This is a genomic window from Pseudomonas sp. S06B 330 (assembly GCF_002845275.2).
GTDB lineage: Bacteria > Pseudomonadota > Gammaproteobacteria > Pseudomonadales > Pseudomonadaceae > Aquipseudomonas.
In genome coordinates this window covers 3,525,782-3,540,765 of the sequence record NZ_CP088149.1, presented here as the reverse complement: position 1 = coordinate 3,540,765, position 14,984 = coordinate 3,525,782, and the positions used below count along the sequence as shown (strand labels likewise).

At 61.7% G+C, this 14,984-nt stretch carries 13 protein-coding genes and 1 pseudogene; 3 read left to right on the top strand and 11 right to left on the bottom strand.

Annotation, left to right across the window (positions count from 1 at the left end; all coding sequences use genetic code 11):
- From glcE to ybiA, 4 genes are all read right to left on the bottom strand, one after another.
- Window positions 1–1,062: a glycolate oxidase subunit GlcE gene (gene glcE, locus CX511_RS15690; protein ID WP_101293535.1), complete on the bottom strand. Its 1,062-nt coding sequence runs from the start codon at window positions 1,060–1,062 to the stop codon at window positions 1–3.
- A complete protein-coding gene (gene glcD, locus CX511_RS15685; RefSeq protein WP_101293534.1) occupies window positions 1,062–2,561 on the bottom strand; it encodes a glycolate oxidase subunit GlcD in 1,500 nt (499 codons plus the stop codon). Before glcD ends, glcE begins: the two co-directional genes overlap by 1 nt.
- A 160-nt stretch (window positions 2,562–2,721) precedes the next feature.
- Window positions 2,722–2,946, bottom strand: coding sequence for a hypothetical protein (locus tag CX511_RS15680; RefSeq protein WP_045183183.1), 225 nt, complete (start codon window positions 2,944–2,946; stop codon window positions 2,722–2,724).
- Between the two features lie 68 nt (window positions 2,947–3,014).
- Window positions 3,015–3,590 carry a riboflavin biosynthesis intermediates N-glycosidase gene (gene ybiA, locus CX511_RS15675; protein ID WP_101293533.1) on the bottom strand — a complete coding sequence of 192 codons (576 nt, stop codon included), beginning with the start codon at window positions 3,588–3,590 and terminating at the stop codon, window positions 3,015–3,017.
- 260 nt (window positions 3,591–3,850) lie between these two features.
- Here ybiA and CX511_RS15670 point away from each other — a divergent pair, with 260 nt between their 5' ends.
- From CX511_RS15670 to CX511_RS15660, 3 genes are all read left to right on the top strand, one after another.
- Complete coding sequence (locus CX511_RS15670; RefSeq protein WP_045183179.1) at window positions 3,851–5,044, top strand: sugar transporter; 1,194 nt, start codon at window positions 3,851–3,853, stop codon at window positions 5,042–5,044.
- 31 nt (window positions 5,045–5,075) lie between these two features.
- Complete coding sequence (locus tag CX511_RS15665) at window positions 5,076–5,849, top strand: AraC family transcriptional regulator (RefSeq protein ID WP_218248963.1); 774 nt, start codon at window positions 5,076–5,078, stop codon at window positions 5,847–5,849.
- 99 nt (window positions 5,850–5,948) lie between these two features.
- Window positions 5,949–6,851 (top strand): alpha/beta hydrolase, encoded by a 903-nt coding sequence (locus CX511_RS15660; protein ID WP_045183177.1) that lies wholly within the window; start codon window positions 5,949–5,951, stop codon window positions 6,849–6,851.
- Here the strand turns inward: CX511_RS15660 and CX511_RS15655 are convergent.
- The 7 genes and pseudogenes from CX511_RS15655 to fdnG form a co-directional block, all read right to left on the bottom strand.
- Window positions 6,845–8,365, bottom strand: coding sequence for an FAD-dependent oxidoreductase (locus CX511_RS15655; RefSeq protein ID WP_101293532.1), 1,521 nt, complete (start codon window positions 8,363–8,365; stop codon window positions 6,845–6,847). The genes CX511_RS15660 and CX511_RS15655 overlap by 7 nt on opposite strands.
- A 12-nt stretch (window positions 8,366–8,377) precedes the next feature.
- Window positions 8,378–8,517, bottom strand: a pseudogene (locus CX511_RS15650) (LysE family translocator); the annotation flags it as partial.
- 131 nt (window positions 8,518–8,648) lie between these two features.
- Entirely contained in the window at window positions 8,649–8,876 is a 228-nt protein-coding gene (locus CX511_RS15645) for a hypothetical protein (protein ID WP_045183173.1), read from the bottom strand.
- Between the two features lie 83 nt (window positions 8,877–8,959).
- Window positions 8,960–9,871 carry a formate dehydrogenase accessory protein FdhE gene (gene fdhE, locus CX511_RS15640; RefSeq protein WP_045183171.1) on the bottom strand — a complete coding sequence of 304 codons (912 nt, stop codon included), beginning with the start codon at window positions 9,869–9,871 and terminating at the stop codon, window positions 8,960–8,962.
- Window positions 9,868–10,512: a formate dehydrogenase subunit gamma gene (locus CX511_RS15635; protein ID WP_045183169.1), complete on the bottom strand. Its 645-nt coding sequence runs from the start codon at window positions 10,510–10,512 to the stop codon at window positions 9,868–9,870. The genes fdhE and CX511_RS15635 overlap by 4 nt, the downstream gene beginning before the upstream one ends.
- Window positions 10,509–11,399: a formate dehydrogenase subunit beta gene (fdxH, locus tag CX511_RS15630; RefSeq protein WP_269216855.1), complete on the bottom strand. Its 891-nt coding sequence runs from the start codon at window positions 11,397–11,399 to the stop codon at window positions 10,509–10,511. Before fdxH ends, CX511_RS15635 begins: the two co-directional genes overlap by 4 nt.
- Before the next feature lie 16 nt (window positions 11,400–11,415).
- Window positions 11,416–14,466, bottom strand: coding sequence for a formate dehydrogenase-N subunit alpha (fdnG, locus tag CX511_RS15625; RefSeq protein ID WP_082071311.1), 3,051 nt, complete (start codon window positions 14,464–14,466; stop codon window positions 11,416–11,418).
- Window positions 14,467–14,984 lie beyond the last annotated feature (518 nt).

Genomic DNA, 14,984 nt, shown 5'->3' with positions numbered 1-14,984 from the left:
TCAGACCTCCGGGTACATCCGCCCAGGGTTGAAGATTCCTTGCGGGTCAAGGCGCTGCTTGAGCTGTTGGTGATAATGCAACAGTGGGCTGGGCAGGGGCTGGAACGGGCTATCGGTATGCCCCGGGGTGTAGCAGGTGACATGCCCACCCAGGCGGCTGGCGAGGGTACGCAGTTGATCAGGCGTGGCATCAGATTTCAGCCAGCGTTGCGCACCGGCCCAGTCAAGCAACTGCGGGCCGGGCAGGTCCAGGTGTTCGCTGGTGTTGGGCAGCGACAGACGCCAGAGTGGGCGTGGGTCGTTGAAAAATGCCAGGCGCCGATGGTTCAGGTCCTTCCACCAGTTGGCCGCGAAGGTTTCACCCCCCAGGCGTTCGCTAGCGGCCCGCACGGAACCTTCACCGCCTTCCAGACGCAAGCGCAGTACGCGGCCGTCATGGCATGCGGCACTGATTGGGATCGGCTGCTGGCCCCATTGGGCTAATGATTGCAACGCGTGTTGGCTGTCCAGCTCAAGGGCGATATGGGCCTGGCAGCGCGGGATTGGCAGTACCTTGAGTGACACCTCAGTGATCAATCCCAGGCACCCGAAACTGCCGGCCAGCAGACGTGACAGGTCATAACCGGCGACGTTCTTCATGACCTCGCCGCCAAAGCGCAGGTGTTGACCCAGGCCAGTGATCACGCGAGTGCCAAGGACGAAGTCGCGCACCGAGCCGACCCAGGGGCGCCGGGGGCCGGACAGCCCGGCAGCGACCATGCCGCCCAGGGTGGCGCCGTCATCGCTGTGCGGGGGCTCGCAGGGCAGCATCTGTTGGTTGGCCTGCAGCGCGGCAACGACGTCACTGAGCCGGGTGCCGGCACGCGCGGTGATCACCAGCTCCGTGGGGTCATAGTTGACGATGCCACAATGGCTGCGCGTGTCGAGCCGCTGCCCTTGCAACGGGCGGCCAAGCCAGGCTTTGCTGGAGCCCCCGTGAATCTGCAGCGGTGTGCCCTGGGCACGGGCCTGATTGACCTGCTCAAGCAGGAGGGCGCTGGTGTCCCGGTTCAGAGCGGCCATCAGAAGCGCTCCAGCTCAGGGAAGGGCAGGGCACCGGCGTGCACGTGCATCGCACCGAATTCTGCGCAGCGGTGCAGCGTCGGAATGTTCTTGCCAGGGTTGAGCAGGCCAGTGGGGTCGAATGCGGCTTTGACGGCATGGAACAAGGTCAGTTCATCGCTGTTGAACTGCGCGCACATCTGATTGATTTTTTCCCGACCGACACCATGCTCGCCGGTAATACTGCCGCCGACCTGCACACACAGTTCCAGAATCTCGCCGCCAAACGCTTCGGCCCGCTCCAGTTCACCAGGCTGGTTGGCGTCGAACAGAATCAACGGGTGCATGTTGCCGTCACCAGCATGAAATACGTTGGCTACCCGTAGCGCGTACTTGCGCGACAGTTCGGTGATAGCCAGCAGTACAGGCGCCAATTCACGACGCGGAATCGTGCCATCCATGCAGTAGTAGTCCGCCGAGATGCGTCCGACGGCCGGGAAGGCATTCTTGCGTCCGGCCCAGAACCTGACACGTTCGGCTTCGTCCTGGGCCTGACGTACCTCAGTGGCACCGGCGCATTGCAGCAGTGCACAAACACGCTCGCAGTCATCGTCTACATCGGCTTCAACGCCATCGAGCTCGCACAGCAAAATGGCTTGGGCCTCGACCGGATAACCGGCATGGATGAAGTCTTCGGCGGCGCGGATGGCCAGGTTGTCCATCATCTCCAGGCCACCCGGGATGATCCCTGCAGCGATGATGTCAGCCACTGCGGTGCCCGCCTTCTGCACTGAATCGAAACTGGCGAGCAGCACCTTGGCCATCTGCGGACGTGGCAGCAACTTGACGGTGATTTCGGTAATCACCCCGAGCATGCCCTCGGAACCGGTGAACAGCGCCAGCAGGTCGAAGCCAGGCGCGTCGAGGCTGTCGGCACCGAGGGTCAAGCACTGACCGTCGACACTGAGCACCTCGAGTTTCAGCAGGTTGTGCACGGTCAGGCCGTATTTAAGGCAGTGCACGCCACCGGCATTTTCGGCGACATTGCCACCGATCGAGCAAGCAATTTGCGACGAGGGGTCGGGGGCGTAGTACAGGCCATAAGGGGCGGCAGCCTGGGAGATAGCCAGGTTGCGTACCCCAGGTTGCACGCGGGCGGTACGCGCCGCGGGGTCAATCTCGAGGATCTTGTTGAAGCGAGCCATCACCAGCAACACCCCCTGGGCCAATGGCAAGGCGCCGCCCGAGAGCCCTGTGCCTGCACCGCGCGGGACAACTGGCACCTGGTGGTGATGACACACAACAAGGATCGTCTGGACCTGCTCGATCCGCGAGGGCAGAACCACGAGCAGCGGCGTGGTGCGATACGCCGACAAGCCGTCGCACTCATAGGGCTTGAGGTCTTCATCCTCAGACAGGATATCCAGGTCCGGCAGTCGCTTACGTAGCGCTTGCAGCAGTGCCGGCTTGTCGACAGGGGGCAGGGCACCGTCGAGGCGTTCGTCATAGAGGATATTCATAAGTGGCTGACGATCCTTGTAGTGTTCTTATTGTTGGACGTTACTCAAGGTTTTGATCGCGAGGGGGCAACGACAGGTGGCGTAAATCGAAGGCATAGCACAGCGCCAGGTACGAGCGGCCCGGCGTTGCAAGGGGTGGTGCGATAGCCTGCGCCCTGGCTTAACGGAAACGGGGCAATGGGCGTTCGACGTTGAGTGAGGTCAGGGTTTTCTTGACCAGTGCCTCGTCCGCTTCGACGGCCTTGAGGCTGGCGCGGATCTTGCCGGCGACCGGCACATCACCCTGACGGTCGATCCAGTCGGCAATTTCCTTGCAGGCACTGGCCAGCGTGGTTTGCCGATGGTCGATCAGTTTCAGCAAGGTGGTGATTTCTTTATCGGACATGATGCAATCCTCCGTTCACCGGATTCAGTGTAGCAGTGCCTACCGAATCTGCCCCGAGGCGCAGCACATCAGCTCGCCAGTTGCTCGCGCACCCTCATCAGGGCATAGCCGAGCAGGTTAAGCCCTTGCCACTGGCGAGGATCAGCGGCCTCAGGCGCCTTGGCATCCAGGCCGATGCCCCAGATCCGGTCTACCGGGCTTGCTTCGACGAGCACACGGCCAGCAGTGGAAAGCAAGAAGTCGCGCAGTGCCGGGTTCTGTGCAAATTTCAGGCGGTTAGCCTGCTCGACAATCGCCTGGCGCTGAGCGTTCCAGACCTGCTCGTCAAAGCCACTGACGCTACGGCCCAGGGCCTTGGCCTTGAGCGGGGTATCGGCGCTGAGGATCTGCGTGAGTGAATGTTGGTCGTCAAACAGGCGGGCTTTGCCAGCCATCATGTAATGCTCTGCACTGGGGTAATGCACGCCATCTTCACTGAAGTGCGCTTCGAACCATTGGCTGAAGCAGCTCTTATCAGGTTTGCCAACGACGGCCTGGCGGTGGCCCCAGAAGTACAGGTAATCGGGTGCCAGGTGCTGGTCGAGTGCCGCGATCAGGCTGGCATTGTCGATTATCGTGGTAAGTGATTGCGCAGTGGAGGTCATGGTCAGGTGTCGTCCTTGAGGCGAAGCAGTTACGCCATAGTAACCTGCCAGGGCCTGCTTGGTGCAGGGCAGGATGCGTTGTGCGGTTGTGACAGGTTGGGGCCTGACGTACTATCCTTGCCAGCAAGCGATACCCCGCATACTTATACCCATTCCTCAGCGAACACGCTTCCACTCAGGCCCGATGGGCGTGGGTGCATCAGGCTGGGCGCACTGTTGTGCCTGGCGACTGCAACCGATCTGGAGTAACACCCCCACCGATGAACAACCCTGTGGATGCGCGAGCCGGCAGCTGGCTCAGTGTGATCGCTTTGGCCCTGGCGGCTTTTATCTTCAATACCACCGAGTTTGTGCCGGTGGCGCTGCTCAGTGACATTGGCGCCAGTTTTGAGATGTCCACCGCTCAAGTCGGTTTGATGCTGACCATCTATGCCTGGATCGTGGCGCTCACCTCGTTGCCGATGATGCTGCTGACGCGCAACATCGAACGGCGCAAGTTGCTGATCATCATTTTTCTGTTGTTCATCGTCAGCCATCTGGTGTCGGGTGTGGCGCAGAGTTTCGGCATGCTGTTGCTCAGTCGCATTGGCATTGCTTTGGCGCATGCCGTGTTCTGGGCGATTACCGCGTCCCTGGCGGTGCGGGTAGCGCCGCCGGGGCAGCAGGCCAAGGCGCTGGGGCTGCTGGCGACTGGCACCACCTTGGCGATGGTGATGGGGATTCCGTTGGGCCGGGTGGTGGGTGAGGCATTGGGCTGGCGCACCACCTTTCTAGCGATCGCCGGTGTGGCGCTGGCGACCTTGATCTGCCTGGTCAAATCGCTGCCGTTGTTGCCGAGTCAGAACTCCGGTTCACTGCGCAGCGTGCCGGTGTTGTTCAAGCGTCCGGCACTGGTGACGGTGTATGTGCTGGTGGCGTTGGTGATTGCTGCGCAGTTCACCGCGTACAGCTACATCGAGCCGTTTGCCTTGAATGTTGCGCAGATCAGTGGCGAGCTGACCACCGTGCTGCTGTTGCTGTTCGGCGGTGCCGGGGTATTCGGTTCGGTGCTGTTCAGTCGTTACAGTGAGCGCTTCCCTAACGGCTTCCTGCTCGCAGCCATCGCCATGCTGGCAACCTGTCTGCTGCTGTTGTTGCCGCTGTCGGGTCAGTTCGGGCTGCTCGGAACCTTGAGCGCGTTCTGGGGCGTGTCGATCATGTGCTTTAGCCTGGCGCTGCAATCGAAAGTGCTGATCCTTGCCTCCGATGCAACCGACGTGGCCATGGCGATGTTTTCCGGGATTTACAACATCGGGATCGGCGCAGGGGCGTTGATCGGCAGTCTGGTCAGTGTACACATGGGGCTGGCCAATATTGGCCTGGTAGGGGGATCGCTGGCGATGCTGGGGCTGATGCTGTGCGCCGTGGCCAGCTATCGTTTTGCCCGTGCTGATGTGCGTGTCCAGCGCCCATAATGATTGTTCCTGAAGCGGCGGGCCGAGGATTGTGAAGGACTCCAGTACGCGTCATCTGGCTGTTTTTACTCGTGCCGATGAGCGGGTCAAACCGGTATCCCGGGAGTACGCTGAGGGGCAAGTGCTGCCTGAACACTGGCACGAGGCCGGGCAACTGATCTACGCCAGCCAGGGCATCATGGAGCTGCATTGCGACCAGGACTTCTGGGTAATCTCGCCGCAACAAGCACTGTGGATGCCGGCCGGGCGGGCGCACAGTCTTCGCGCCCGCAGCCAGGTCAGCTTGCGTACCCTGTTCGTGCATGCGCAACTCGACAGCCATGCACTGGCACGGGAGCCACAGAGTTTGCTGGTGACCCCGCTGCTGCGCGAGTTGATCTTGCGTGCCTCGCCGATCGATCACGACACGCCAGCCGACAGTCACCAAGCGCATTTGATTACCCTGTTGCTTGATGAGGTGCGTTGGGCTCAGCGACTTGAGTTGCGCCTGCAGATGCCCCGCGATTCGCGCTTGCAAAAACTCTGCAGTGGCCTGCTCAGCACGCCAGGTGACAAACGCAGCCTGGCCGAGTGGGGCCAGCAGGTGGGGGCTTCAGCGCGGACGTTATCGCGCCTGTTTCACACCGAGCTGGGGAGTCACTTCCTGCTCTGGCGTCAACAGGTACGGGTGTACACGGCGATTGCCCGGCTGAGCCAAGGCGAGCCCATCGTGCGTATCGCCACTGATTTGGGTTACGACTCGGCGGGGGCATTCTCCAAGGCGTTTCGCCGATTGCTCGGGTGTTCGCCACGCGACTATCGCTGATTGGCCGATTCGAACCCTGAGCTGGCGTGTTGCAGGCAGAAGCCTGGAGCGCCCGTAGCTATCCTGTACTTCACTATCAACGCGTGTGTGGAGTGCAGTATGGACTACCGTTATACCCGCCAGGACCTTACGATTGCGGTCAATGGCATCCGATTGGCGGGCTGGTTTTACCGACCAGATACCCCACAACCCAGCGCACTGGTGGTAATGAGCCCGGGCTTTGCTGCGGTCAAGGAACAGTACCTGGACCGGTTCGCCGAGTCCTTCGCGGCCGCGGGGCTGGCGGTGGTGGTCTACGATCAGCGCAACTTCGGTGCTAGCGGCGGCGACTTGCGTGGCGACATTGACCCGCATCAGCAGATTGAGGACATGCGCGAAGTCATCACCTGGGCGAGTGCCCAGGCCGAAATTGATCCGCAGCGCATTGGTGTATGGGGCTCGAGTTACAGCGGCGGGCATGCCATCTGCCTCGGTGCCTTGGATAAGCGAGTGCGTTGCGTGGTGGCGCAAGTGCCGACGATTAGCGGCCATCAAAGCTTCCTGCGTCGTGCTGGCGAGCAGATACATGCCGTGAGAGACGCTTTCCAGCGCGACCGTGCCGCGCGCTATCGTGGAGAGCCTGCGATCTATCGGCGAGTGATTGCCGAGGCGGGTGAAGCCGGCATTTACCCTGGCGACGATGCTCAGGCGTTTTATGGTGCGGCGCGAACCCTGGCACAAGGCTGGGAAAACCGCGTAACCCTGCGTTCCAGTGAGCGTGCCAGCGAGTATGAACCGGGCATGCTGATCGAGCGTTTGAGCCCGACACCACTGCTGATGCTGGTCGCCGAGCGCGATACGGTAACGCCTGCGGACCTGGCGCTGGCCGCCTATACCCGGGCGGGTGAGCCCAAGCGCCTGTGCCTGTTGCCGGACGGGCATTTCGATCCCTACACACGGCATGCGCAGCAGGCCATCAGTGTTGCCCGAGACTGGTTCGTCCAGCATCTGCAGGTTCAATAGCGCAGGCCGTGCTCGTTAAAGTAGTTTTCGAGGACCTCGGCGCCGGCATTGCTCCAGGCCAGCGCAATGTAGGTATCCGGCCGTATGAGGTAGACCGCATCTCGCATCAAGCCCGCCGCCTGATGGGCTGGGCTCCAAATGAACACATCCACCGGTATGCCCCGGCCACTGCACCATTGCACCAGGCTGGCACTCACCGCGCCATAGACCTGCACTTGCCAGCATATGCGGTTCAGGCCGCTGTAGTTGTCGCGGCCATCTACCGCCACCCAGGGCAGGCGATCCCCACCCAGGATGTGCCCGGCGTCGCCACTGCTCAGGGGCATGTAGCGGTAGTTGAGGGCGATCTGCGAGACCGTACGAAAGAGAAACTCGCGCGCCGATTTGAACCCCAGTAGCCGTGGCAGCAGCCGGGGTGCCAGGCGGGTGCGCAGCAGGGCGGCGAGGCGGCCATCGGCGCTGACAAAGTTGAACACCTGGTCGGTGGTCGACACCAGTCGTTGGGCAAAGGCGCTGCGTTCGACTTCATAGCTGTCCAGCACGCTGGCCTGGGCTTCACCGCGCAGGACGCTGGCCAGCTTCCAGGCAAGGTTGATGGCATCACCAATGCCGGTGTTCATGCCCTGGCCACCTGCCGGGCTGTGGATGTGGGCCGCGTCACCGAGCAGGAACGCGCGCTGGCGGCAGAAGTGCTGCGCCACCCGGTGGTGCACACGGTAGGTGGAGAACCAGTTGACCTGCTGGACCTGTACGTTGAGGTGGTCGATGGCGCGCTGGCTGACGTCTTCGAAACGCAACTGCTCCGGGTGTTCGGCACGCTCATCGCGAACAGTGCCAATCAACCGTGCACGGCCGCTGTCGGCCAAGGGAAAGACGGCAAGAAAGTCCGCTTCGTCCAGGTCTACATGCAGCTCGCCGTTCAGCGCAGGGCCCGTGGCCTGGACATCCGCGACATAGAACACTTGCTGGTAGGTGCCACCCGGAAAGTCGATACCCAAGGCCTTGCGTACGGTGGAGCTGGCGCCATCGCAGCCGGCCAGGTAGCTGGCCTCGCAGTGCTCTTCCAGGCCATCAGCGTGCCGCAACTGGGCACTGATACCTTGGGCATCCTGGTTGAATCCCAGCAGCTCGGTCTCGCGCTCCACTTCAACCGTGAACGTCTGCAGGCGCTCGATGAGCAATTGTTCGTGCTCATCCTGAGGGTACATATGCAAGAAGGGATAGGGTGTAAACGTACTGCCGATGGTGTTGAAGGGGAGGCGCGCGGCGGCTTCGCCTTTGACCCAGAGATTAGCCGCGGACACTTTGTGGCCTCGTTCCAAGATGGCTGTGGTCAGGTCCAGCTGGCGATACAACTCCAGGGTCCGCGCCTGCACCGCGAGGGCTCGGGAGGTGGTGCCGGGGCCGATGGTTTTATCGATGATGCGCACTGAAACGCCTTGTTTGCTTAGCCACAAGGCCAACACCAGGCCGGTGGGGCCGGCACCAACGATCAGTACCTCACAGCGCTTCATCGCATGCGCTCCTCAGCGCTGGGTGAACGCCAGGTTCAGGCCCAGGCCGGCAAAGTATGCCGCCAACTGCGGCGCAGCCAGTCCTGCACCCGCGGCGATTCAATCACCGCGCGGCGGAACAGGCTGGCCAGCAGGCCGTACAACACCAACACCACGCGCTATGCAGTAAGGGTTGGCATTCCCCAAGTGTAAGTCTGCTGCGGGGATTTGCTCGCCGGTCGTCGGCTTGGGCGTGGCACCGCGCTCAAAGAGGCGGCGATGCTGGCCCAGGCGCAGTGGCTGATTACTCGGCTTTCGCCCGCACGATGCGCCCGCTCTTGATCTCGTCGGCGTAGGCATGCAGCTTGTCCGAGTCTTTGTACAGGCGGTTCATCAGGTGCAGTACGGCGACCACGTCGACACCGTCGATACGCTCGGCCAGCTTGCTGATCTCACCGGCGGTGCGCTCAAGGTTAGAGGCAACGCTTTTGAGGTCACGCTTGAGTTCGGCTGAGGATTTTTTCAGGGCCATGGGTTTCTCTCGGTTAATCGATGTTCGTAAGGGGCCTGTGGGTGCTGGTATCGCCAGCGATGGGCTGCAAAGCAGCCCTACGCTCAACCAGGAAACAGAAAGGGGCTAATGCCACTGCGGCCAAACCCCTCACGCTCCACCTCGGCATCCAGGGCCAGGGTGGCAAGGTCATCGGCCAGCAGTTCCTGGTCGCGGTCCTTTTCCGGGTAAAAGACTTTCAGGTAGCTGTGACAATCGTTGCAGCTTTCGGCTTTGAGCGCGGCATCCTGCCGGTCTAGCGACCAGTAGTCCAGTGCGCCGGTGGCTTCGCAGTTGCTGCACTTGACCCGGACCATGTGCCAACGGCATTCACACAGACTGCACTGCAGGTAGCGCAGCCCGGCTTGAGCGCCGGTCATGACCACGCTGGCCACCGGTGCGCTGGCGCACACCGGGCAATGCTGGCGCTGTTCACCCAGGGAGGCGCTGGCCGATCCCGGTAGGGCGCTGGCCAGTTGAGTGAAGTACAGCGACAGCGCCGCCCACAAGAACAGCGCCTGGCCACTGCCGACCTGCTCATAGTCGCCGGCCAACAAGGCGCTGGCCAGGTTTTCCAGGTGCGCTGGCGTGTGGTTGCGAAGGCCGTCCAGCGTGGTGCGCACGCTGGGGTTGGCGTCGGCGTACAGTAACTCGATCAGGCCCTGCAGCAATTGCTGCCAGTACCGGTGACGTGGGTAGTCAGCGCTGGCCAGCGGTGCCTGGCCGCTGCCCAATCGATCCGCGAGCCCGGCGGCCAGTGCCGGGGGCAGCGGCATACGCTCAAGCAATTGCTGTTGGGCGTGAACCAACTGCGCGCAAAAGCCCAGGTAATCGCCCATGGTGTGTGCGTCGGCCAGTTGCTGCAGGCGCTCAGCGCGCTTGCTGTAGCGCCCCTTGAGTGAGGGCAGCAACACCGGCGGGATCTCGTTGACCCCGCCGGTCGGTGTCTGCACCGGAGTCATCTGGATGCTGCTCATGAGTTGCCCCCGGTTTTGTCCTGCTTGTTGATCTGCCGGTACCAGCGATCATGATGGGTCTTGGCCCAAGCGCGGCTGACGTAGCCGGTGAGCATGCCGCGAATCGAGCCTTTGACCCAGAATGCCAGGTAGGCGTGGCCGATGATGAGCAGGATCAATGCGATCCCGGCAAGGGCGTGAATCAGCAAGCCGATACGAAGGGTCGGAATCGAGAACAGTGGGGCGAAGTACGGCCGCCAGATCACCACGCCGCTGAGCAGCAACAGGGTGATCAGGCCCATGATGCCCCAGAACAGCACTTTCTGACCGGCATTGTATTTGCCGATGTTCAACACCGGGTCATGCTTGCCGGCCAGCACTTGTTTGACGTTCTTGAACCACTGCAGGTCTTCGCGTTCTGGCAGGTTGTAGCGTACGAAACGCACGAACAGAAACATCAGCAGCACGAACACCACCACCCCGAAGAACGGGTGCAGAATGCGCGCCAACTGTGGCGTGCCGAACACCGCGTTAAGGCCATTGAACGAGGGGAAGAACCACGACAGCCCCGACAAGGCCACGGCGAAAAAGCAAATCACCATGAACCAGTGGCAGGCGCGATCAATAAAGCGGGTGCGCAGGATCAGTTTGTCGGTGTTCATGCGTGGGTATCCTCCTCACGTTTCTCATCCTGCTCGTCGACCTCGTTGGGGCCCACGCCGATGTAATGGAACAGGGTGCCGGCCAGCGTGGCGAAGAATGCAGCCGCCGCCACCGGTTTCATCCAGCCTTTCCAGCCCTGAATGGCGCTGCTGATGCGTGGGTCGGTGGGCAGCTTGTGGTACAGCTGCGGCTTGTCGGCATGTTGCAGCACATACACCACATGGGTACCGCCAACGCCTTGCGGATCGTAGATGCCAGCCCCGGCAAAGCCGCGGCCCTGCAGCTCGGTGACTCGTTCACTGGCCTGGTGCAGCATGTCCTGCTTGCTGCCGAAGTTGATCGCGCCGGTGGGGCAGGTCTTGACGCAGGCGGGCTCCTGGCCGACCGACACGCGGTCTACGCACAGGGTGCATTTGTAGGCTTTGTTGTCTTTCTGGCTGATGCGCGGCACATCGAACGGGCAGCCGGCGATGCAGTAGCCGCAGCCGATGCAATGCTCGGACTGAAAGTCGACGATACCGTTGGCGTACTGAATGATCGCCCCTGGTTGCGGGCAGGCTTTCAGGCAGCCGGGATCGGCACAGTGCATGCAGCCGTCCTTGCGGATCAGCCATTCGAGTTTGCCGCTTTCATCTTCGACTTCGTCGAAGCGCATCAGCGTCCAGGTTTCGGCGGACAGGTCCGCCGGGTTGTCGTAGACGCCAACGTTGTGACCGACTTCGTCACGCAGGTCGTTCCACTCATTACAAGCGACCTGGCAAGCTTTGCAGCCGATGCAGATACTCACGTCGATCAACTTGGCCACTTCGGCCTGATGGTCGCGCGTGTGCGGCGCCGGGGTCAGCACGCTGGTGGCCGAGCGGCGGACGATGTCTTGGGATTGCATGGACATGGTTTCGCCCTCAGACCTTTTCAATGTTCACGAGAAACGCCTTGTACTCCGGCGTCTGGGTGTTGGAGTCGCCGATGCCGGGGGTCAGGGTGTTGGCCAGAAAACCCTTGCGCGTGGCGCCTTCATAACCCCAGTGGCAAGGAATGCCGATGGTGTCGACATCTTGGCCATCGATCGCCAGGCGGCGGATGCGTTTGGTCACCACGGCTTTGGCTTTGATGTAGCCGCGCTGGGTGCTGACCTTGACCGTGTCGCCCTGCACGATGCCTTTGTCATGGGCGAGCTTTTCGCCGATTTCGATGAACTGTTCAGGCTGGATGATGGCGTTCAGACGCGCGTGTTTGGTCCAGTGGCGGAACAACTCGGTGATCGAGTAGGTGGTTGCCACGTAGGGGAAGTCTTCGCGCTTGCCCATGCGCTTACGGTCGCTTTCATACACGCGTGCGGTAGGGCTGTAGGTCACCTTCGGGTGCAGCGGGTTGTTTGCCAGCGGGCTTTCGGTCGGTTCGTAGTGTTCGGGGAACGGGCCATCATTCAGCGCGCCGACCGAGAACAGCCGGCCGAGGCCTTCCGGCAGCATGATGAACGGGTTGACCTTGCTGCCTGGCGCGGCAGTGATGGCGAAGTCGGGCACGTCGACGCCACTCCAGCGTTGGCCGTCCCAGCCGATCAGCTTGCGTTTCGGGTCCCACGGGTTGCCCTGCGGGTCGGCCGAGGCGCGGTTGTAAAGGATGCGTCGGTTTTGCGGCCAGGCCCAGGCCCAACCCGGGGTGCAACCCAGGCCACTGTCGGCGTTGTCACGACGGGCCATCTGGTTGCCTTGCTCGGTCCAGGAACCGGCGAAAATCCAGTTGAAGCACTGGGTGCTGCCGTCATCGCGCAGCTGCGAGAAGTCGCTGAGCAACTGTCCTTTGCGCAGGATCAGTTGGCCTTGCTCGTCGTGCAGGTCGGCCAAGGCGCGGCCGTTGGATTCCTTGGCCACTTCTTCGGGTTTGGGGTCGTACGGGTCGGCATAATCCCAGTTCATGTTGAGGATCGGCGCAGGGTTGGCACCGCCTTCTTGCTCGTACAGTTCGCGGATTTTCATGAACAGGTGGCCGAGGATCTTGCCGTCGTGCCAGGCCTCGCCGGGTGGTGCGGCACCAGCCCAGTGCCACTGCAACCAGCGCCCGGAGTTGACGATCGAGCCGTCTTCTTCGGCAAAGCAGGAGGAGGGCAGGCGGAACACTTCGGTCTGGATCGCCGCGGTGTCGACGTCGTGCTGCTCACCGTGGTTCTGCCAGAAGCTGGAGGTCTCGGTGGCCAGTGGGTCGATGATCACCAGGAACTTGAGCTTGGCCAGCGCCGCCTGGGCTTTGTTCTTGTCCGGGAAGGCCGCGACCGGGTTGAAACCCTGGGCGATGTAGCCGTTGACCTTACCTTCGAACATGCGGTTGCTGTAGTTGAGCACGTCGTAGCTGTCGTCCCACTTGGGCAGCCAGTCGAAACCCCAGTCGTTGTCTTTGGTCGCCTTGTCGCCCCACAGGCTTTTCATCAGGCTGATGAAGAACTTCGGCGTGTGCTTGTAGTAATTGACCTGGTCTTCGAGCAGCGCTGTCGGTGTGGTCTGCTTGAGGTAGGTGGCCAGCGTGGTTTGCTCATCCGACGGCAGGTTCATGTAGCCGGGCAAGCGTAGCGACAGCAGGCCTAGGTCGGTGTAGCCCTGGATGTTGGAGTGGCCACGCAGGGCGTTGACGCCGCCACCGGCCATGCCGATGTTGCCCAGCAGCAGCTGGATCATCCCGGAACCGCGGATCATCTGCGCACCATTGGTGTGGTGGGTCCAGCCCAGGGCGTAGAGGAAGGTCGCCGTGCGGTCCGGTACACAGGTACTGGCCAGGATTGCGCAGATCTGCAGGAAGTCATCTTTGGGCGTGCCGCAGATGTTGTTGACCACTTCCGGGGTGTAGCGGCTGACGTGGGCTTTGAGCAGGTTCCACACGCAGCGCGGGTGGCTCAGGGTCAGGTCGCGCTTGGCGTAGCCTTTGTCGTCCAGCTCGTAGGTCCAGGAGCTGCGGTCGTAGCTGCGCTTGTTTTGGTCGTAGCCGCTGAACAGGCCGTCGTCGAAGCTGTAGTCCTCGCGCACGATCAGGCTGGCGTTGGTGTAGTGGCGTACGTACTCGTGCTGAACCTTGTCATGGCTGATCAGGTAGTTGACCACGCCCATCAGGAAGGTCACGTCGGAGCCGGCGCGGATCGGCGAATAGATATCGGCCACCGCGGCGCTGCGGTTAAAGCGCGGATCGACGACGATGACCTTGGCGCCATTGCGAATCTTCGCTTCGATCACCCACTTGAAACCTACCGGGTGCGCTTCGGCGGGGTTGCCGCCCATGATCAGCACGACGTTGGCGTTCTTGATGTCGACCCAGTTGTTGGTCATTGCGCCACGGCCAAAGGTCGGTGCCAGGGCCGAAACGGTGGGGGCGTGGCAGACCCGGGCCTGGCTGTCGGTACCGAGAATCCCCAGGGCGCGGGTGAAGCGCTGGTCAAGCGAGCCGGTTTCGCTGCTGGCGGCTGAGGAACAGAGCATGCCGGTGCTCAGCCAGCGGTTAACCGTGGTGCCTTTGGCGTTCTTCTCGATGAAGTTGGCGTCGCGGTCGTCCTTCATCAGCCGAGCGATACGCTCGATGGCGTGATCCCAGCTGATGCGCTGCCACGTGTCTGAACCCGGAGCGCGGTATTCAGGGAACAGCAGACGTTGTTCGCTGTGCACGTAGTCCACCAGGCCTGCGCCTTTGGGGCACAGCGAGCCGCGGCTGACCGGATGATCCGGATCGCCCTCGATATGGAAGATACGCGCTTTGGCGTTCTTGGCGCCGTCACCCAGGCTGTACATGAGAATCCCGCAGCCCACCGAGCAGTAGGTGCAGTTGTTGCGGGTTTCCTTGGCGCGCAACAGCTTGTACTGACGCGACTGCGTGGCCTGGGCCATGCCGGGGGCGAAGCCCAGGGTCGCACAGGTGGCGGTGGCAACACCGGCGGTGCAGAGCTTGAAGAACTGGCGGCGGCCAAGTCCCATGAGTATCTCCTTATTTTTACGGCGGCCTTTTTCTGACGGCTGCACAAAGCTGCGGGCATAGCAATGCCCGGCAACAAGGCGTCGCAAGCGCAGTTGGCTGGGATGAGATCACGATTGGTGCAGGCCCTATCTGCCGTAGGGCTCGGTTAACGCGGATAAACGGTAGTGTATTCCCGTATGGAATGTAGGACTAATCAAGGGTGTCGATGGTGCTATCGACCAGGTCTATCGATACCGGGCAAAGCCTTGTCTTGCGTGCGTACAGCACTGGGCGGGGAGCGTCGCGCACTAGACCAAAGTTGTAGGTAGCCGCTGCCGCGAGGCGGCGATTGGGCGCGTAGCGGCCATGGAACCTGAACGTATGCGATGTGCCGGGTTGCGACTGCGCTGCAGTCGATCGCAGCCTCGTGCCTCGGCAGCGGCTACAGCAAAAGTGTTTCATATCCATTTTAGTTATATAAAAATGAATAACTATTCTTTTTTGTTTTTCTTGTAAGCGTGCATTCTGCACCTCAAGC